Raw genomic sequence first — 18,564 nt, 5'->3', positions numbered from 1 at the left:
CTAAATTAATTTTTGATTATAAGGATATGTAGTAAAAATTACATCAAATTGTAAAACTAATGTAATAATGCGCTAGATGGTTAATTTTACTATGGTAATGACAAATGCGAATTTTGCTTTTCATCTCACAAAACTATTCATTTGAGATCTTGCGCCCCATTCAAGAATACGCGTTAAAAAATAACGACCAAGTCATGTGGATGTTATATGGCAATAACGTTGACCAATCATACTTTTTAGCAAACGAATCCTTTACCGACAGTATTCAAGAAGTGCAAAACTTTAAGCCTGATGCCGTATTTGTTCCGGGTAATGTGGTGCCTAGTTTTATTCAAGGCTTAAAAGTGCAAGTGTTTCATGGATTTGAATGGAAGAAAAAAGGACACTTTAAAGTTAGAGGTTGTTTTGACTTATATTGTACACAAGGCCCATTTTTTACTGAAAAATTTGCAAAGCTAAGTGAAAAACATCAATTTTTTGATGTGGTTGAAACCGGTTAGACAAAATTAGATAAATTATTTAACGCCGAACCTATGCCGGTTAATAACCTAGGTTTGCCTATCGTATTATACGCCCCAACCTTTTCCCCTTCGTTATCAAGCGCGGTTGAATTAAAAGATGAGATTGTGGCATTAAGCAAACAAAATAAATTTCACTGGATAGTCAAGTTCCACCCTAAGATGGACAAAAAGATCATTGAGCAATATATGCAGTTACAGCATGAACACTTAGTGGTGTTGGAAACTTCAAACTTAAGCGGACTATTACAAACATCGAATGTCATTGTCTCTGACACATCTTCTGTCATTACCGAATTTATGCTGTTAAATAAACCAGCGATTACCTATAACAATGCCTCTCCAGAGTCAGCATTAATAAACATAACGGAGCCAGAGCAGCTTAACGATGCATTAAATACAGCATTTAACCCCACGGCAGAACGCATGGCGTTGATAACTGCTTATCGAGAACAATACCACCCCAGTCATGATGCAAAGGCAACCCAGCGTGTATACGAGGCTGTAAAATCAAGAGTGATAAACGGGAAATTAGCGCCTAAAGCACTTCCTTTTAACCTGATCAGACAAATCAAAATGCGCAAGAAATTCAATTATTGGAAGTTATAAAACTAAAAACAAAGCTAAAACGTCTCCAATCGACGCTTAACTTCAGTTAAATGAGCAAAAGAGGATGCGTTAACATCTTGCCAAGCATCCGGAATTAAATACTCAGAGTTCAAATAAGTTAAGAATTGACGAACAAAGGTTTCATCTACAATAACATCATCAATATTGGCTAATAACTTGGTGAATTCTTGTTGATTGTCAGCGTGCCACACCAAGCCTTCTACATTAAAAAATGTATTGCCTAATGTGATCACTTTTTTGTTTAACAAAAGCGCTTCTATCCCTACGGTGGAATTAATCGTAACGACAGCTGTCGATCGTTCTACCAAGTCTTGGGTATTCATGTTATTCGCGAAGATAATTCGAGGATTTTTATCATGTAAATGTTTAAAGCTTCTTGGCCATGAAGGGTGCTCTTTAATAACGAAACATAAATCAGGTTTAGAATCTAATTCGATCAATGCTTGTTCCAATACTTGGTGAAATGCTTCCATTGAATCGATCCAAGGGGAGTGACAAACTATTTGAGTATCGTTGGGCACTTGAAATGGCACGAAAATGAACAATTCAGGCAAAACCACATTTTGTTCATCTAACTTCCGATTTTTATGTGGTTGTCTAACAACCAATTTTTTAGTTATCTCACTGTCATCAATATTTATATCGCGATAAAAATGCGGTTCTCGTGGCACTGAATTTAATGCATTTACCCCTTTAGCATCTAAAACGGTCGTATTTGGCAACAATCCATTCTCAAATAACATGGTTTTTTTTCCGCAAACTTTAGCTACTTGGTATGGGGTTTTATTTGGCTGCTTCATGCCATTCCATAAAATAACCGTGTCATACTCGCCGTTTAGAAATAACTTAAAGTAATAACTCGCTCTTAACTTTTCCAATAAGATATAACTAGATTTAACAACACTGAGTAATGGTTTGAACGTAACTAACCATGGATGGCGAACTATTTTGCGGCGCACATGGACATCAACTAACTCATCAAAATTCAATTTTTCTAGGTGCTTCCAATATGCGATATGGGGTAAAGATATCAATTTTAATTGATGTAGTTCAGCCGATCCTCCAATAAACGCCACTAACTTTTGGTAGTAACGATAATGTGAAGACTTCCTAGATATAAATAAAAATTTCTTTTGAATATTATTTGACTTCAAATGAGCTAATCCTGTTGCCTAAATTTTATGAAGCACCTTATCTTCAGAATGTTACAGTGATATTATCGAAAAGTTAATGAAATAGTGAATTTCAAATTTAAAGCCTTTACACTACGCCTACTTTTAGACAGCCTTAAACATCTATTGTGATAATAAAAAATTACCTAGTACTGTTATTCTTCATATCCTCATCTGCACTGGCTGGAACATCTGGTTATTTACCTTTAAAACAATCCGCAAAGCTTGAACGGAACATTGACCAATTATTATTAATGGCGAATATGACGTCATTAAAAAAACCGCTTTCTGTTAGTCAAGTTAAACAAGCACTCAATAAAGTCTGTTTTACTCGTGTTACTCCTCTTTGTACTGAAATAACAACACATCTAAAAAAATACCAATCACCTGCAAGTATAGTGGACGGGCGTATCGCGGTTCAATTGTCTGACCGCACAGACTCTACCTTAGCTAACCAAAGAGGGATTGAATACCAGTCTAATGTCTATGGCCATATCACTGGATATAGCCAACTAACGGAATATTTATCTTTTACTGCTGGTGCTCAACTGAATGGCAGCGATACATCATTAGAAAATACCTATATTTCCGTTGGTACTGACTGGATGCAATTAGATATTGGCACCAAACCACATTGGTTATCACCAATGGAAAACTCCGCCATGTTACTTAGTACACATGCTCCGACACTCCCAACGCTCTCCATTAGCAATTCAATACCATTAACTGACTTTGGGGTAAATTATGAACTCTTTGTCGGTGAGCTATCAAATTCTGACAATATTTATTATCAAGGTGAATACATTAGCGGGAAGCCGATTATCACTGGCTTTCATCTATCCGTCTCTCCTTGGCAAGGGTTTAGTTTAGGCGTTAATAGAATATTACAGTCTGGCGGAGGTCAACGAGGTTCTAATTCATTCAGTGATTTAATTGGTGCTTTTTTTGACCCTAGCGGTAGCGATAATACCAGCGCAGATTTATCCGTAGACGAACAATTTGGCAATCAAGCAGCTTCATTAGTCAGCCAATTTACCTTCTCAGGTGATACTCCATTTTCTTTATATTTTGAATATGCAGGAGAAGATACAAGTCGAGGTTTTAACTACAAACTAGGTAACTCAGCTTTATCTGCAGGCCTTTATATTCCGTATTTAACAGACAATATTGGTCTTCGCGTAGAGTTATCTGAATGGCAAAATGCTTGGTATGTGCATCATGTTTACGGCGATGGTTTAACTCATGAAGGAAGTATAATAGGTCACTGGGCGGCAGAGTCTAGAAATCGTGACAATTCTTTCTCTGGTGATGGTGTTGGAGCGTATAACGCTATGGCAAAGTTATATTGGTTACAGAGCAATGGAGATGACATCACCCTTTCAGCCAATGTTACTCAAAATGAATCCTATACATCTTACGATTATCATACTAGTTATCAGGTTAAAGCTGAATGGTTTACCATCATGAATGAATATCAATGGGTCTCTTCTATTGAGTATGGTAAAGATATTTTTAACGAGTCTTATTATTCAATTTCGACCTCTCTGGCTTGGTAATAACAATGAAAAAAACAATCTTTCTTCTCCAGTTTATTTTAATATACTTTTCGACCAAGGCTGTCGGTGCTGAACCTTATCAATTAAGATTAGATCTAGGCATAGATCAATATATCAGCCGAGCAAATGAATCTGTAACCGAAGAGTTACCGGATTATAGCTCTGTCAAAACTGGCCAATACTTAGCGATTGCGGTACAGAAGCCTATTTCATTCTCCAGTTCTATTGGTTCTCGTATCGATATACAAGGTTATGATGACCATACTTTAATCAGTGTCAGAGCAATTGATTATCACTTAACGTTATCCGAGTCGTTTTCCACAAATATTTTTTTAGGGGCCGCTCGTTATCAATTTAGAACCCCTGCTTACGGATACGCTGGAGGCTTAGGGTTATTATACCACCCAAGTAAATGGGGAAACTGGGGGCTTCAGTTAGAGGCGCGTTATTTTGATGCCTTAGCAAGAGATAAACTAAGCATAAACGATCCTCCAAGCATAGATTCAACACCAGACTCATTTTATTCTATACAAGCCCTTTCCATTGGCATCAATTACTATTTTTAAGGACAAATGATGATAGAGAAAAATATCGCCATATTTATTGATAGCCTTGGCGGCGGCGGAGCAGAGAAAGTAATGCTGACTCTTGCTTCTGGTTTAGTAGATAAAGGGCATCAAGTACACTTTTTTTGTTAGAACCTCGGATTGAATATATCGCTTCTAACGATTTTTTTGTTCATGTGTTATATGACAATATTAAACACCGTAAAAGTACCAATTGGTTAAATATCAAGAAAACCGCGGCTGACATGGTACAACTAGTCAATCAAGTTACAGCTTCACACGGCCCATTTGATTTGCACTTAGTTAATTTAGATCCAAGCAGTAAAGTGATATCTCGCTGTGATTTCAACAATACATTTTACATACTACATAATGCGATGGCGCAAGAATTAAAACGAGAAGCGAAGTTAGGTCCATTAAAATACTGGCGTAAATTGAGAGAGAAAAAAAGCTACAACAATAAAAATTTGATAGCAGTGTCGGAAGGTGTCAAAAATGAAGCACTCTCAAAACAATACATAACCCCCAAATCTGTGGTTAGAATCTATAATCCAACTGATATCACAACAGTTCAAGAGTTAGCAACTGTATTAAATCCCGATATTCCTGAAGAGCCATACTTAATTCATGCAGGAAGAGTTGTTAAACAAAAACGACATGACATATTGTTTCAAGCGCTCGCCTTAGTGCCCGACATTAAACTTGTATTACTTTGTAAATATGACAAAAAAGCCCGAAAACTTGCTGCAAAATATGGCGTAGAACACCGAATTATCACCCCTGGTTTTCAAGAAAATCCTTATAATTGGTTTGCTAAGGCCCAGCTATTAATTTCAAGTTCTGAATTTGAGGGATTGGGCATGAATATTATTGATAGTCTGATTTGCCAAACTCCCGTTGTCAGCACAAATTGTGATTATGGTCCAAGTGAGATCTTAATTGGGGAACAAGCCGACTTCCTAACTCCAGTAAATGACCCAGAAACTCTTGCTATTAAAATTATACAAGCGCTAGAAAAACCACCTAAAATCGACCTATTACATATTAAACAAAACTTCTCAGTGGAAGCCGCAGTGGAGCATTACCTAAAATTAGCCCAGCAAAAACCTTAGTTATATATCCTTTAACTTAGATATAAGACCAGTATGTTAGTAGCTGCTAAAATACGTTTTTATAATTTATGCTAGGTACTAACACATGGTTGAATTGACCTTCACTGACTTTACGTTAGCCATAATTGGCGGCTGTTTTATTGGTGTGTCTGCTGTATTAATGCTGTTATTTGTTGGGCGAATCGCTGGCATCTGTGGCATTACTTTTTCATTATTAGATCCTAATCAGGTCAAAAAACCTTGGCGTTGGATATTCTTACTTGGCTTAATACTTGGCCCAATGCTCGTGCATCATGTATACAATTTACCAATTCCTGAAGCGCCAACTGACAATTTGCCCTTATTGATCATTGCCGGTCTTATTACTGGTTTTGGTACCAAGTTGGGTAATGGCTGTACAAGTGGTCATGGCGTCTGTGGCATTGCTCGGTTTTCTACCCGCTCAATAGTCGCGACTATCACTTTTATGATATTTGGCTTTATTTCCGTATTTTTACTTAAACAAGTAGGGGGATTCTAATGACTAAATTAGCAGAATATTTAATCGTATTGTTAGCAGGATTATTGTTTGGTATTGGACTGGCCTTGTCAGGCATGAACGACACCAAAATAGTACAAGGCTTTTTAGATATATTTGGTTTATGGGACAGTCGTCTTATTTTTGTGATGTTAGGAGCTTTGATTGTCACTATTGTGGTTTTTCCTTTGATATTAAAACGCAAACAGCCATTATTCGATTCGTCATTTCATTTACCAACGTTTATAAAAATTGATCGGAAACTAGTTATTGGCTCGGCCATGTTTGGTATTGGTTGGGGATTAGTTGGTTATTGTCCAGGCCCAGCTATTGCCTCAATAAGCTATGGTTATTGGCAAACCATGGTCTTTATTGTCAGTATGTTAGCAGGGGCGTTTATTTGTAGTAAAACAACCGATTAACACACTTACTGTTATAACAAGCCACGCTCGGCAAAACTAACAACATGATCATAACCCACCACAAAATGATCCAATGTTCTCACATCGATTAGGGTTAATGCTTGTTTTAACTTGTTGGTCAGGTTGATGTCCGCATGGCTAGGCTCCGATATACCCGACGGATGATTATGGGCGAATATTACAGCCGCTGTTTTGTGCTTTATAACCGAATCTATTACGACTCTAGGGTACACGGCGGCAGAATCAATGGTTCCGGTAAACAAAACTTCATCGTTAATGACTCTGTGTTGATTATCCAAGTGAATAAGTAAAAATTTCTCGTATGTTTCATCTCTTAATAACTGGTGTAAATAGGTTTTAACCGCTCCCGGCGAATCTAATACATTTTCCCTAAACATAGATTCTTGAAAATACCGTTTGGACATTTCTAATACAGCTTGTAATTGAGCATATTTGGCCTCTCCCATACCTTTCGTTTGGCAAAAAGAAATGACATCCGCGTTAAACAATCTATTTAGCGAACCAAAGTGATCCAGCAGATGAGTTGCCAACTTAACCACGTCCATCCCAGCGGTGCCGGTACGCAAAAATATCGCTAACAATTCCGCATCAGTTAACGATGTTGCGCCTTTTGTTAATAGTTTTTCTCGAGGTTTTAAATGTTCCGGCCAATCGTTTAGTGACATACTGCCTCCGTGCAATAATAAATTGATTGCTTTTAAGCAAGATTATTTAGTTTAAGAATGGTTTCCGTTGCTGAAAACCGTTAAGGTATAGGCCTAAAAATTATAGTGTTCGTTTTCATTTTTACCAATTTTGGCTACAAGATATGACCATGCTGTTACAAGAACATTCCAATAAAAACATTTTGCTCATTATTAGCGGGGGAATTGCCGCTTATAAAATGCCTGAATTTGTTCGCCGTATTAAAGAACAAGGTGCTAACGTCAAAGTAGTCATGACATCCGGTGCTAAGGCGTTTATTACTCCATTAACATTACAAGCGGTAAGTGGTGAGTCGGTAGCAGAAGATTTATTAGATCCTCAAGCGGAAGCTTCTATGGGCCACATCGAGTTTGCAAAATGGGCCGACCTAGTAGTGGTTGCCCCAGCGACGGCAGACATTATTGCGAAAATGGCAGCTGGATTAGCCAATGACTTAGCCACAACTTTATTATTAGCGACCCCTGCTCCGGTAATTGTATGCCCAGCGATGAATCAACAAATGTTTGCTCACCCAGCAACACAGGATAACTTAAAATTATTAACACAACGTGGTGTTACATTATGTGGGCCGGCAAGTGGTGAACAAGCTTGTGGTGATGTAGGTTTAGGACGTATGGTTGAACCTGCAGAAATAGTTGCAACTTGTGTGCAACACTTCGACAATCTATTGGACACTGCATTGCCAATTTGGCAAGGTAAGACAATTACCATTACGGCAGGCCCTACTCGTGAAGGTATAGATCCTGTTAGATATATATCCAATCACTCTAGCGGTAAAATGGGCTTTGCTATTGCTCAAGCTGCGGCTCAGTTAGGCGCTAAAGTTAATTTGATTTCTGGTCCTGTAAATCTAACTACACCAAATAATGTTTCAAGAACAGATGTAGTAAGTGCGTGCGACATGCACCTAGCCAGTCTTAATCTAGCAACTCAATCTGATGTGTTTATTGCTTGTGCCGCTGTAGCTGATTATCGCCCAGATAACCTCGCGACACAGAAGATAAAAAAAGATAATGATGTCATGCAGATCACCATGACCAAAAATCCAGATATTGTAAAAGATGTCGCCGCTTTAACAGAAAATAGACCGTTTGTTGTTGGTTTTGCGGCTGAAACCCAAGATGTTGAACAATATGCAAAATCAAAAATGTTACGAAAAAATTTGGATATGATTTGTGCAAATGACGTATCAGTTTCAGGTCAAGGCTTTAATTCTGATCAAAATGCGCTTAAAGTATACTGGGATGATGGAAGTAAGGACTTACCTCTTGAGAACAAAAGTGTTTTAGCTAAACATTTGTTGTCATTAATTCATCAAACATATAACCGCTAAAACTTTAAATTTCGAGGAAAGTTATGCCAGCAGGTAAAAAAGGAAACCGTAAAGAGCAAATATTACAATGCCTTGCGGAAATGTTGGAAAGTCATTCAGGTCAAAGGATCACAACAGCTAAATTAGCTGAAAAAGTAGGTGTGTCTGAAGCAGCTTTATATCGTCATTTTCCGAGTAAAGCGAGAATGTATGAAGGTTTAATCGAGTTCATCGAAGGCACATTGTTATCCCGCATAAATATAATATTAGAAAAAGATAAATCTACCGAAGGTCGCATTTCTAATATTATGAAGCTGATTTTAGGTTTTGCCGAAATGAACCGAGGTATTACCGCTATACTCACCGGTGATGCATTAATGGGTGAACACGATCGTTTAAGAGAGCGTGTTGCCGCACTGTTTGAAAAACTTGAGACTCAATTTAAACAGGTATTACGTGAACGTAAATTACGTGAAGGAAAAAACTTCCCTATCGATGAAGCTGCCCTTGCTAATATGTTATTAGCTTATACCGAAGGTAAGATGAATCAGTTTGTCCGTTCAGGCTTTACTCGAAGCCCAATGGAAGGATTTGATGCACAGTGGAAAGGCTGGCAACTGTTCTGGTAAAAAAGACAACAGCAACATAAGCTCTTATGTAACAGAGCTTATGTTGTCATATTTAAATTCGTAAAGCTTAACTCTTTAAATTATTAAAAGTTACATTCAACTCAGTGCTTTTTTGACCACTCGCCCAATATTTTCGTTCAAATGGCGTCATCGCCGTATCACGTTTATAATCAGATATTTCAGCTTTCACATTCATATGTGTCAACGCTTGAGTAAATTCTTCAATATATATAGCCCAGTTACTTCTCACCGTTAACTTTTCACTTAATTGAGGTATGTATTTAAATACGGGGGCTCCGTGCCAACGCCTTTGTAGGTGTTTGCTTTTAGGCCACGGATTTGGATATAAAATATAGTGGTGTGAAATTGGCCAATCTGCCTCTGCAATTAAACGCCATAAATCATTTAAATCACCACGGATCAAAATAAAATTATCTATTGTTTGTTGGTGATGGTGTTCGTACTTTTCTATCCTGTGTTCAGATTTATCTATACCAATAACCAAAGCATCAGGATTATTAACCGCTAAATGATAAGTACTTTCACCCACTCCACAGCATGAATCTAAAATAATTGTGCCATTTGGGTTAAATAACAAGAACGTAGAAACTCGCATCTTTATTTGCTCAAAACCTGACAGTGAATGGGGTGCATATGGTTTTTTAAAATCTGAACTTAAGTGTTTTTTTACAACTTTATCAAGATCATCGTGAACGCCTAATTGATTTGACGTAATACTTCTAGAGTTACCTTCAATCATAAAGATCTCTGTGGGGTTAACTGGATATTCAAAGAGGAGCCTCTGAGCAGATAAACTTTCCGCTCAGAGTTATATGGACTTAAACTTTTTTAACGAACTTTGTTAAAATAACTATTTTTTGACCGTTCACGCGCCCTTCAACATGTTCAGGGTTTGAAGTTAAAGAAATTCCACGAACCGTTGTGCCTTGTTTTGCGGTAAAACCAGCACCTTTAACTTGAAGGTCTTTGATCAGGTATACATTATCACCCGCTGACAATTTTACACCGTTTGAATCAAATGCTTCAGCATCATCTTCTGATAATAAATGCGCAACGCCTGACTCAGCCCATGCTTTAGCATCGTCTTCCATGTACATCATATCTAACAAGTCTTGAGCCCAGGTTTCACCGGCTTTAGTCAACACAGTTAGCTGCTGCCATGATAATACTTGAACCGCAGGTGTCGTGCTCCACATGCTGTCATTTAAACAACGCCAATGTGTTATATTTAAAGGCTCATCGCCATTCAATTGAGAAACACATGTACTACAGACTAAAACACAATGATCAGAATTTGAGGCATCTTTTGGTGCAACTGATTGAACCGTTAACCCATCATTAGAGCCACATAATTCGCACACATCATTACTTCTTTGTTTTAATGTAGTTTCAATCGTCATTGATATTCCTTAGAGTGAATATAACTGGATAAATTACCCACTTATTTTGTGCGGGATTATGCCTATTTTTAGTTTAAATTTAAAGTACCACGTTACTTTTAAGCTAATTTAATTAAGCTATATTTAATCTGTTGTTGGGGTTTTTACTACATCTATTATAGCTGAGACCCACTCTCCAATATAAGGAATAAACTCAAACTGGGCCAACACGTAAACCAAAGCTGATAATACAACAGTTGCGCCTAATACACTGCCCAATCCAAATGCAACCCCTTTTAATAAATGAAACCATAATAATTGAGGTATTGAGTTATAAGCTTTAATTAATTTGTGTTCATTTAATTGCTGTAATTGCAGCGAAATGCTTTTACTTTCAGCTAGCAATTCATCTATCTTTTTAGGGTGATTATTATCTTCCTTCACTATTAACGTCCAAACACTAATTCAGTAATATCTTCTTTTAAATCGTTATAAATATCATCAGTAAACCCTAATGTATCCAATACGGCGTCTTTTAACATAGGCCAATCTGGAGCTGCTATATGTCTTCTTTCGACATGCACAATATTTTCTGCCATTTTCAATACAGAGTAATTTATTTGCTCTATATCACCTTCAATTTTGTCTAAAAAATTTAAGTCATGATGCCTTAATATCAACTGACAAATATCTTTTGGTAAGTGCCAGCTTGAACCGAGATAATATCCAATAATTGCATGATTAGTATTATAGGTAGCCTCTTCTATGTTGACCAAAGTACGCTCATAGTTTTTATTTGATTCAGTCAGAACCTTTATATAGTCATCATATTTAGCGGCCATAACAGGTATTCCACAGTCATGAAATAACCCTATTGTATAAAGATTTTCGACCGGCACTTTACTCTTAACTTCACCACCTATGACCAGCGCTACTTGAGCTATTTCTTCTGCCGTATCCCAGAATCTATCTAAATTAATAGAACGCTTCCCTACAGCAAATGCTTCTTTTAATTTTATACCTTGAACTAATGTATATATCCCATCAAATCCTAAAAACATAACCGCTTGTTTAATATCTGAAACGGTTCGAGCTAAGCCATATGCAGGAGAGTTAATTAACTTAAGTATTGCTGCAGATAAACCAACATCTTTGGCTATCACATTGCCCATATCCATTAATGATGGGTCTTTTTCCGACATAATATCTTTGAGTTCGGTTAATAAATCGGGTCTAGGAGGTATAACAAACGTTTTATTAATATTTGATAATATTTCGTCATTTACTACTATCATTTCATGCCCTAATAAATGTAATGACTCTAAATTGTTTTATCGATGACTAAGACTAATACAATTTAAACTCTAAATGTGCCCATTCCTGTTTTGTCAAAACTTTCCTACCTTACATTATGTAGTAGTAAATATGTTTATAACTATGTGCTCGCAGTCAATTTGATAACTAAGAAGTTAATTTACAATATAGTATATTTTTGAATGTAACACTGTATGGATGTTATTTTTAGTTAACAGGGGGATCAAGGTCAAACTGAAGGCTAGAGAAAAAGAGCCAACGATAAGTTGACTCTTTATAATTTAAACGGTTGGACGCACACCTAACATATGGCAAATGGCATAACTTAATTCACTACGATTGAGTGTATAAAAATGGAAATCCGTTACCCCTTCTTTTGATAAGACTTTAACCATGTCCATTGCGATAGAAGCACCGACCATATTTCGTGTTGTAGGATCGTTGTCTAAACCTTGGAATGAGTCATGAATCCAATTTGGCACATGAACATTGGTTAATCCAGCAAAGCGTTTTAACGTATTAAAATTAGTTACCGGTAATATCCCAGGAATAATATCCGCTTCAATACCAGCTGCAGCACAACGGTCTCTAAATCGTAAATAAGAGTCCACATCAAAAAAGAATTGGGTGATAGCACGGTTAGCGCCAGCATCAATTTTACGTTTTAAATTAATAAGGTCAGCCTGCGCGTTGCGGGCATCTGGATGCACTTCTGGATACGCAGCAACTGAGATATCAAAATCAGCAACTGATTTTAATAACGTGACCAAATCAGAAGCATACATGTGCGGTTTTGCTGAATTATCTGGTAAATCACCGCGTAAGGCGACAATGTGACGCACATCATGTTCCCAATAATCTTTAGCAACTTGTATAAGTTCTTCTTTACTGGCATCGATACAAGTTAAATGAGCAGCCGTTGATAGATTGGTATCTTTTTGAATGCGTTTTATCACATCATGCGTTCTATCGCGTGTTCCAGAACCTGCACCATAAGTAACCGAAACAAACTTAGGGTTTAAAGGAGTTAAGCGCTCAATTGAATTCCAAAGTGTCGTTTCCATCTCTTCTGAGTTTGGTGGAAAAAACTCGAATGAAACATCAATTTTACCTTTAATATCTAGTAGGTTGTTGTTTATAGACTCTAAGTGCTGTGCTCGCTGAAAACTCATGTTGTGCTCTCTATTTATTTTTTATTGTTGGCTATCTCATTGGCTACGGCCAATTGAGTTACAAATTTGTTTAAATCAATATTCACTGCTGTTGCGGTTATGATTGCACCCGCTCCCGGACCTCTAATGATCAATGGGTTGTCGTTATAAAAATCAGTTTTCAGAGTAAATACATTATCAGTAGGTGATAACTGAGTTACGGCATTCGCTGCTGGTAATGCCGTTAATTCTACTGATGGAAATGCAACTTTATCGACAAAAGATACTTTTGCTTCGTATACTAATTTACTGCTTTTTTGCTCTGCGTCTGCAAATTTTTGCGACATATATAAATCAATTTTATCTTTCTTATCCCAAAAATCAGCCACACTTCCCTGTAATAGTTCTTGCGGTAATAAAGGCTGAACAGAAATATCATCTAAATTAATAATATAACCCGCTAATCTGGATAAAATTAATAATTTCTTTTGTACATCTGCACCTGATAAATCTTCTCTTGGGTCTGGTTCGGTAAACCCAGCATCTTTAGCTTGTTTAACTAACTCAGTGAAACTTTGCTTTCCGTCATAATTGACTAATAAATAGGATAAACTTCCTGAAAAAACGCCATTTATTGATAACACTCTATCGCCAGATTGAATTAATTCAACCAAGCTAGATTGCACAGGCAATGCAGCACCTACCGTAGCATTTATTCCCCAATAACAACCATTACTTTTTAACAAGCTCACTAATCGTTTATAACGCTCAGATGACACCGACATTGGAATTTTATTGGCCGATATAATATTCCAGCCTAATGACGCAAACTCAGGATAACTATGAGTAACTTGTTGACTAGCGGTAACATCAATCACAAGAACATTATCTAATTTCGCTTGTTCAACTTGCTCAATTAACCCAGCTAAATCATTTACAGTTGAATCTTCAGCAAAGTTATTAAATTGATTTGATGTTAACCCTTCAAGGTTAACTATCGCTCTAGTTGAATTGGCAACGACAATCAGTTTAACCTCTACAGTTTGCGCAAAACGTGCTTTTTGTTCATTAAACAAAGATAACCACGCATTGCCCACGTTCCCCTTACCAAGCAATATAATATTCACTTCTGCCATGCTTGATTTACTCACGCCGCTATCTTTTATTTTCAGAGTCATTTATACCGTTCCGTTCCCTATTAATAAAACCTACAGTTACCACAATGCTGCTAAAGCAGGACTTAATCGGCAAGTGGCGATGGTTTCAAGTTCTATTGACGTTTCATTTTCAGAACAAAATGCGGAAGCAACTTTTAAACTATTCAACGAGTCTAATGCTTGCACTAAATCGTTGATTAAGTCTTGTTTAGCTTCTATCCCCACCGACAACCTAATTAATTGTGGGGTAATACCCGCTTCTTTTTGTGCTTCTGCGTCCATAGCTGCATGTGTCATGTTAGCTGGATGACAAATTAAACTTTCTGTGCCACCTAATGATTCAGCAAGAGTAAATAAATTTAATTTTTTCACAAATGCATCAATTTGGCTGTCATCTGCATTTATTTCAAAACTCACCATGCCACCATGCTGCTTATGTTGGCGAAGTGCTAATTGATGATCAGGGTGCTGAGGTAGCCCAGGGTAATTAACGCTCGTTACATTTTTGTGCGCTAATAAGGTCTCCGCAATGGCAAGTGCATTTTCACTATGCTGCTTTATTCGAATTGGTAAGGTTCTGATACCACGTAAAATCAAATAACTATCAAATGGCGCTCCGGTTACGCCAGTATTATTGGCCCACCAACTAATTTGTTCGTGTGTTTCTTCATCCGCTGAAATAACTGCCCCAGAAATAACATCACTGTGACCATTGAGATATTTAGTACAAGAATGAACAACTATATCAGCCCCTAACGCAATTGGTGATTGCCCTAGTGGAGATAAAAAGGTGTTATCTACAACAACTTTTGCATTAACTTGTTTTGCCACTTGGCAAAACTGTTTTATATCAGTTAAACGTAATAATGGATTACTTGGGGTTTCTAACCAGATCATTTGAGGTTTTGTTTGAAGTAACTGTTTCTCAATGTCTTCTGCGTAAAAGTCCAGCCAAACTAAATTAAATCCACCGCGTTTAGCTAAACTGGTAAATAATCGATGAGTTCCACCATAACAATCTTTAGGAGCCACTAGAGTGTCGTTAGGCGTGAGTAACTGTAAAACCAAATTAATAGCAGCCATGCCTGAAGATGTAACGACTGCACCTTTACCACGCTCTAATTCTGCAAGTGCTTGGGCTAATAGATCTCTAGTTGGATTGCCACCACGACTATAATCAAAATTTGGTTTGTTAGTAATCGTGTCAAATTCGAAGTTGGTTGCCAAATAAATAGGGGCAACAACTGAATTGTGACTTTGGTCAGAATTTAAACCGGATTGCACTGCAATTGTTTCAGCATCAAGGTTATTTATTGACTGGTTTGACATATCACCCTCGGACATTTACACGTTTAGATGGCTAAACTATAAACTGATTATTAGTATTGTCAACCATCTAGACGTCTAAACTTTTAGAATGCGATAATTTGACTAAATAAATAAATTCAATACAATTTCACAGTCTCAAAAATTTAGTACCTGGTTGTTAATAATATTAATAGCTGGATTCACAACAAATAGGTTTGTTATGGCAAAGTGGAACGGTGAGTATATTCACCCATATGCAGAACATGGGAAAAAATCTGAGCAAGTAAAAAAGATCACAGTATCTATACCGCTCAATGTTTTAAAGGTGTTGACCGACGAACGAACTCGTCGTCAAGTGCAAAATCTGCGACACGCTACAAATAGTGAATTACTGTGTGAAGCATTTTTACATGCATTTACAGGTCAACCATTACCAGCAGATAATGACTTAGCGAAAGAAAATCCTGAGCAGATCCCAGAAGAAGTAAGAAACATTCTTATTAAAATGGGTAAAGAAATACCAACTATTGAAGAATAAAATAAATTAATTTTAATTTTTATTTAATTTTTCAAATAAATAACGCAGCCTCATTAAGCTGCGTTTTTTTATTGCTCTAATAAATTAGGTTAAATCAAATCCTTGAAACCCCAGATTTAATTGCTGCATCAGCAACGGCTTTTGAAACCTTTTCTAGTAAACGAGGATCCATTGGTTTTGGGATTATGTAATCTGCACCAAAATGTAATTCGCTAACATTGGCCGCTTTTAATACACTCTCAGGCACCGGCTCTTTCGCTAATTGTCTAATCGCTTCGACTGCCGCAATTTTCATCTCGTCATTTATCACCGTTGCCCTAACATCGAGCGCTCCACGAAATATAAACGGAAAACATAAAACATTATTAACTTGATTTGGATAATCTGAACGGCCTGTTGCCATAATTAAATCGTCGCGAACAGACATAGCTAATTCAGGCTGAATTTCTGGATCAGGATTAGAACACGCAAAAACAACAGGATTTGGGGCCATCAACTTTAACGCTTCCGCGGTTAATAGATTGGCACCTGACACACCAACAAATATATCAGCACCTGTGATTGCTTCTTCTAATGTGCGTTTGTCCGTATTATTAGCAAAACGCATTTTATATTCATTCAAATCATCGCGACGAGTGTGAATGACACCTTGACGGTCTAACATGTATATTCGCTCACGTTGCGCACCACATTTAATCAACAACTCCATACACGCGATAGCGGCTGCACCTGCACCAAGACATACAATAGTACAATCGTGCAAAGCCTTGCCTTGAATTTCCAACGCATTTAACATACCAGCGGATGTAACGATTGCAGTTCCATGTTGGTCATCATGAAACACAGGAATGTTGCAACGGCTGATTAATTCTTTTTCAATTTCAAAACATTCTGGGGCTTTGATATCCTCTAAATTAATTCCGCCAAACGAATCGGCAATACTGGCAACTGTATTAATAAACTCATCGGTCGTATTGTGGGTAACTTCAATATCAAACGAATCAATATTAGCGAAACGTTTAAACAATAATGCTTTACCTTCCATTACCGGTTTTGAAGCTAACGGTCCAAGATTACCTAAGCCCAGGATGGCAGTGCCATTACTGATCACGGCAACTGTATTTCCTTTGGCTGTATATTTATAAGCATTATCTGGATCTAGCGCTATTTCTCTTACTGGTTCAGCAACCCCTGGACTATAAGCGAGTGATAAATCATCAACGGTCTCTGCCGACGTGGTTAAAGCTACTTCTATTTTCCCCGGCTTTGGATATTGGTGATATTCCAAAGCTCGTTTTTTAAATCAGACATTTAGTTACTTCCTGATATTTAGCTATTAACAGCAATAAAGTGGGCTCTTGAGTGCAATTGATAGCTAAAACTCAGCTACTTATTTAAACAATCAAGAGACTGTATATTAGAGTTAATGTACTACTAAAGTCTTAGATAAAAAACCACATGCGTGTAATAAGTTATAAGGTTTGATGCTGTTCATACCAGTAAGATGTAATTTAACAACATTTAGACTCAAAGAACAAAAAGTTGAAAATATCACCCAAATGATAGATGAAAACATTTAAGGTGTATTTCTTAAGCAATTGACTAAGATCAAAGCAGATTCGACCTGTTGAATACACTTTATAAAGAGACGAGTAAATTGATGCGTTGATTACTTACAACAAAATTAAAAATAAATTGTTTTTATTACAGGCATAAAAAAAGCACCCTAAGGTGCTTTTTTTGCGTATTAAGCAATTATTACTTTTTGCCCAACATGCCAAAACGATTTTTGAACTTGTCAACACGGCCACCAGTAGTAGCTTGTTTTTGTTGACCAGTATAGAAAGGGTGACAAGCAGAACATACGTCTAAGTGTAAGTCTTTACATACTGTTGAACGAGTTACGAATTTGTTACCACATGAACAAGATACGTTAATTTCTTCATACTGTGGGTGGATGTCTTTTTGCATGGGATTACCTCATTAGGCCGTATCGCCATCCGGTCATTGCCGAATACCATACGAAGTTTAAATAAATTTAGGGCGCGAATTATAATCGGTATCGACTAAAGATCAAGCAATAACAGTATTAATTCAAAAGATAATTTAATTATCGACGAACTTGCCTATGTTTTTCTCTCGCTTGGATAATTTTTTCAACTTGATTGGGGTTTAAATAAATACTACTGCCAGGGTAAGGCTGACCATATTGGTAATTCCAACTGGCTGGTTGAAACTCAGCTACTAAGCGATTTACTCGGTTGCACAATTTAACTTTTGGGCGAAAACCAAGTCGACTTTCGTATTGTTTTAAGTAATCATTGTCTACTTGCTCAAACGCCAGAATACAATATCCTTCGGTAGAATAGGTTCTTGCTTCTTTTGCAAATATGTTAATATTAACGCTTAACATTAAGCTGAAAAATATAATCTTATACATTTTGGGTAAACACAATTTCATCTGTTTTTACTAGTTTTAATATTAATAGTTACTTAAGCCTTAACAAAAGTAAGTGATTGCTTTCATTTTGTCAAC

23 protein-coding genes are annotated in these 18,564 nt (G+C 37.0%); 11 read left to right on the top strand and 12 right to left on the bottom strand.

All coding sequences use genetic code 11. The features are described from left to right. Nucleotides 1-104: 104 nt before the first annotated feature. A complete protein-coding gene (locus RT723_RS11640) occupies nt 105-500 on the top strand; it encodes a hypothetical protein (RefSeq protein ID WP_315947264.1) in 396 nt (131 codons plus the stop codon). 33 nt (nt 501-533) lie between these two features. Further along, on the top strand, nt 534-1,127 hold the full coding sequence (locus RT723_RS11635) for a CDP-glycerol glycerophosphotransferase family protein (RefSeq protein ID WP_315947262.1): 594 nt from the start codon (nt 534-536) through the stop codon (nt 1,125-1,127). 14 nt (nt 1,128-1,141) lie between these two features. On the opposite strand, the gene RT723_RS11630 is transcribed toward RT723_RS11635, so the two are convergent. After that, nucleotides 1,142-2,302 (bottom strand): capsular polysaccharide export protein, LipB/KpsS family, encoded by a 1,161-nt coding sequence (locus RT723_RS11630; protein WP_315947260.1) that lies wholly within the window; start codon nt 2,300-2,302, stop codon nt 1,142-1,144. Nucleotides 2,303-2,448: 146 nt separating this feature from the next. On the opposite strand from RT723_RS11630, the gene RT723_RS11625 reads away from it, so the two are divergent. From RT723_RS11625 to RT723_RS11600, 6 genes are all read left to right on the top strand, one after another. After that, nucleotides 2,449-3,876 (top strand): capsule assembly Wzi family protein, encoded by a 1,428-nt coding sequence (locus RT723_RS11625; protein WP_315947259.1) that lies wholly within the window; start codon nt 2,449-2,451, stop codon nt 3,874-3,876. A gap of 5 nt (nt 3,877-3,881) precedes the next feature. Then, on the top strand, nt 3,882-4,442 hold the full coding sequence (locus RT723_RS11620) for a hypothetical protein (RefSeq protein WP_315947258.1): 561 nt from the start codon (nt 3,882-3,884) through the stop codon (nt 4,440-4,442). A gap of 6 nt (nt 4,443-4,448) precedes the next feature. Next, nucleotides 4,449-4,574: a hypothetical protein gene (locus RT723_RS11615; RefSeq protein WP_315947257.1), complete on the top strand. Its 126-nt coding sequence runs from the start codon at nt 4,449-4,451 to the stop codon at nt 4,572-4,574. Next, complete coding sequence (locus tag RT723_RS11610) at nt 4,568-5,554, top strand: glycosyltransferase (protein ID WP_315947256.1); 987 nt, start codon at nt 4,568-4,570, stop codon at nt 5,552-5,554. Before RT723_RS11615 ends, RT723_RS11610 begins: the two co-directional genes overlap by 7 nt. A gap of 85 nt (nt 5,555-5,639) precedes the next feature. Further along, nucleotides 5,640-6,074 carry a YeeE/YedE family protein gene (locus RT723_RS11605; protein WP_315947255.1) on the top strand — a complete coding sequence of 145 codons (435 nt, stop codon included), beginning with the start codon at nt 5,640-5,642 and terminating at the stop codon, nt 6,072-6,074. Continuing rightward, nucleotides 6,074-6,493, top strand: a complete 420-nt coding sequence (locus RT723_RS11600; RefSeq protein WP_315947254.1) for a DUF6691 family protein — start codon at nt 6,074-6,076, stop codon at nt 6,491-6,493. The genes RT723_RS11605 and RT723_RS11600 overlap by 1 nt, the downstream gene beginning before the upstream one ends. 11 nt (nt 6,494-6,504) lie before the next feature. Here the strand turns inward: RT723_RS11600 and radC are convergent, their stop codons facing one another. After that, entirely contained in the window at nt 6,505-7,179 is a 675-nt protein-coding gene (radC, locus tag RT723_RS11595) for a RadC family protein (protein WP_315947253.1), read from the bottom strand. Between the two features lie 143 nt (nt 7,180-7,322). Between radC and coaBC the strand changes: the two genes are divergently transcribed. After that, nucleotides 7,323-8,552, top strand: coding sequence for a bifunctional phosphopantothenoylcysteine decarboxylase/phosphopantothenate--cysteine ligase CoaBC (coaBC, locus tag RT723_RS11590; RefSeq protein WP_315947252.1), 1,230 nt, complete (start codon nt 7,323-7,325; stop codon nt 8,550-8,552). A gap of 23 nt (nt 8,553-8,575) precedes the next feature. After that, the gene (slmA, locus tag RT723_RS11585; protein WP_216053975.1) at nt 8,576-9,160 is read left to right on the top strand and encodes a nucleoid occlusion factor SlmA; all 585 of its coding nucleotides are present in this window, start codon (nt 8,576-8,578) and stop codon (nt 9,158-9,160) included. A gap of 67 nt (nt 9,161-9,227) precedes the next feature. Here the strand turns inward: slmA and trmB are convergent, their stop codons facing one another. The 7 genes from trmB to metB all read right to left on the bottom strand — a co-directional run bounded on the left by trmB (nt 9,228) and on the right by metB (nt 15,496). Further along, complete coding sequence (trmB, locus tag RT723_RS11580) at nt 9,228-9,920, bottom strand: tRNA (guanine(46)-N(7))-methyltransferase TrmB (protein ID WP_315947251.1); 693 nt, start codon at nt 9,918-9,920, stop codon at nt 9,228-9,230. 79 nt (nt 9,921-9,999) lie between these two features. Further along, nucleotides 10,000-10,581, bottom strand: a complete 582-nt coding sequence (locus RT723_RS11575) for a PhnA domain-containing protein (RefSeq protein WP_315947250.1) — start codon at nt 10,579-10,581, stop codon at nt 10,000-10,002. A 123-nt stretch (nt 10,582-10,704) separates the two neighbouring features. Further along, complete coding sequence (locus RT723_RS11570; protein WP_315947248.1) at nt 10,705-11,004, bottom strand: DUF5665 domain-containing protein; 300 nt, start codon at nt 11,002-11,004, stop codon at nt 10,705-10,707. 2 nt (nt 11,005-11,006) lie between these two features. Beyond that, a complete protein-coding gene (locus RT723_RS11565) occupies nt 11,007-11,855 on the bottom strand; it encodes an HDOD domain-containing protein (protein WP_315947246.1) in 849 nt (282 codons plus the stop codon). A 300-nt stretch (nt 11,856-12,155) separates the two neighbouring features. After that, nucleotides 12,156-13,046, bottom strand: a complete 891-nt coding sequence (gene metF / locus RT723_RS11560) for a methylenetetrahydrofolate reductase (RefSeq protein ID WP_315947245.1) — start codon at nt 13,044-13,046, stop codon at nt 12,156-12,158. A gap of 14 nt (nt 13,047-13,060) precedes the next feature. After that, nucleotides 13,061-14,203 (bottom strand): hypothetical protein, encoded by a 1,143-nt coding sequence (locus RT723_RS11555; protein WP_315947244.1) that lies wholly within the window; start codon nt 14,201-14,203, stop codon nt 13,061-13,063. A gap of 36 nt (nt 14,204-14,239) precedes the next feature. Then, nucleotides 14,240-15,496 (bottom strand): cystathionine gamma-synthase, encoded by a 1,257-nt coding sequence (metB, locus tag RT723_RS11550; protein ID WP_371819944.1) that lies wholly within the window; start codon nt 15,494-15,496, stop codon nt 14,240-14,242. Between the two features lie 214 nt (nt 15,497-15,710). Here metB and metJ point away from each other — a divergent pair, with 214 nt between their 5' ends. After that, complete coding sequence (gene metJ, locus RT723_RS11545; protein ID WP_216053967.1) at nt 15,711-16,028, top strand: met regulon transcriptional regulator MetJ; 318 nt, start codon at nt 15,711-15,713, stop codon at nt 16,026-16,028. A gap of 94 nt (nt 16,029-16,122) precedes the next feature. Here metJ and RT723_RS11540 read toward each other — a convergent pair whose 3' ends face one another. The 3 genes from RT723_RS11540 to RT723_RS11530 all read right to left on the bottom strand — a co-directional run bounded on the left by RT723_RS11540 (nt 16,123) and on the right by RT723_RS11530 (nt 18,468). Further along, complete coding sequence (locus RT723_RS11540; RefSeq protein WP_315947243.1) at nt 16,123-17,316, bottom strand: malic enzyme-like NAD(P)-binding protein; 1,194 nt, start codon at nt 17,314-17,316, stop codon at nt 16,123-16,125. Nucleotides 17,317-17,786: 470 nt separating this feature from the next. Then, a complete protein-coding gene (gene rpmE / locus RT723_RS11535; protein ID WP_216053965.1) occupies nt 17,787-17,999 on the bottom strand; it encodes a 50S ribosomal protein L31 in 213 nt (70 codons plus the stop codon). Between the two features lie 139 nt (nt 18,000-18,138). Further along, nucleotides 18,139-18,468 carry a hypothetical protein gene (locus RT723_RS11530; RefSeq protein WP_216053964.1) on the bottom strand — a complete coding sequence of 110 codons (330 nt, stop codon included), beginning with the start codon at nt 18,466-18,468 and terminating at the stop codon, nt 18,139-18,141. Nucleotides 18,469-18,564 lie beyond the last annotated feature (96 nt).

Origin of the sequence: Psychrosphaera aquimarina (assembly GCF_032461525.1) — a bacterium.
In the GTDB taxonomy this organism is placed as follows: domain Bacteria; phylum Pseudomonadota; class Gammaproteobacteria; order Enterobacterales; family Alteromonadaceae; genus Psychrosphaera; species Psychrosphaera aquimarina.
Note: the sequence above shows the minus strand (reverse complement) of the source record. Positions and strands in the feature narration are given on the sequence as shown.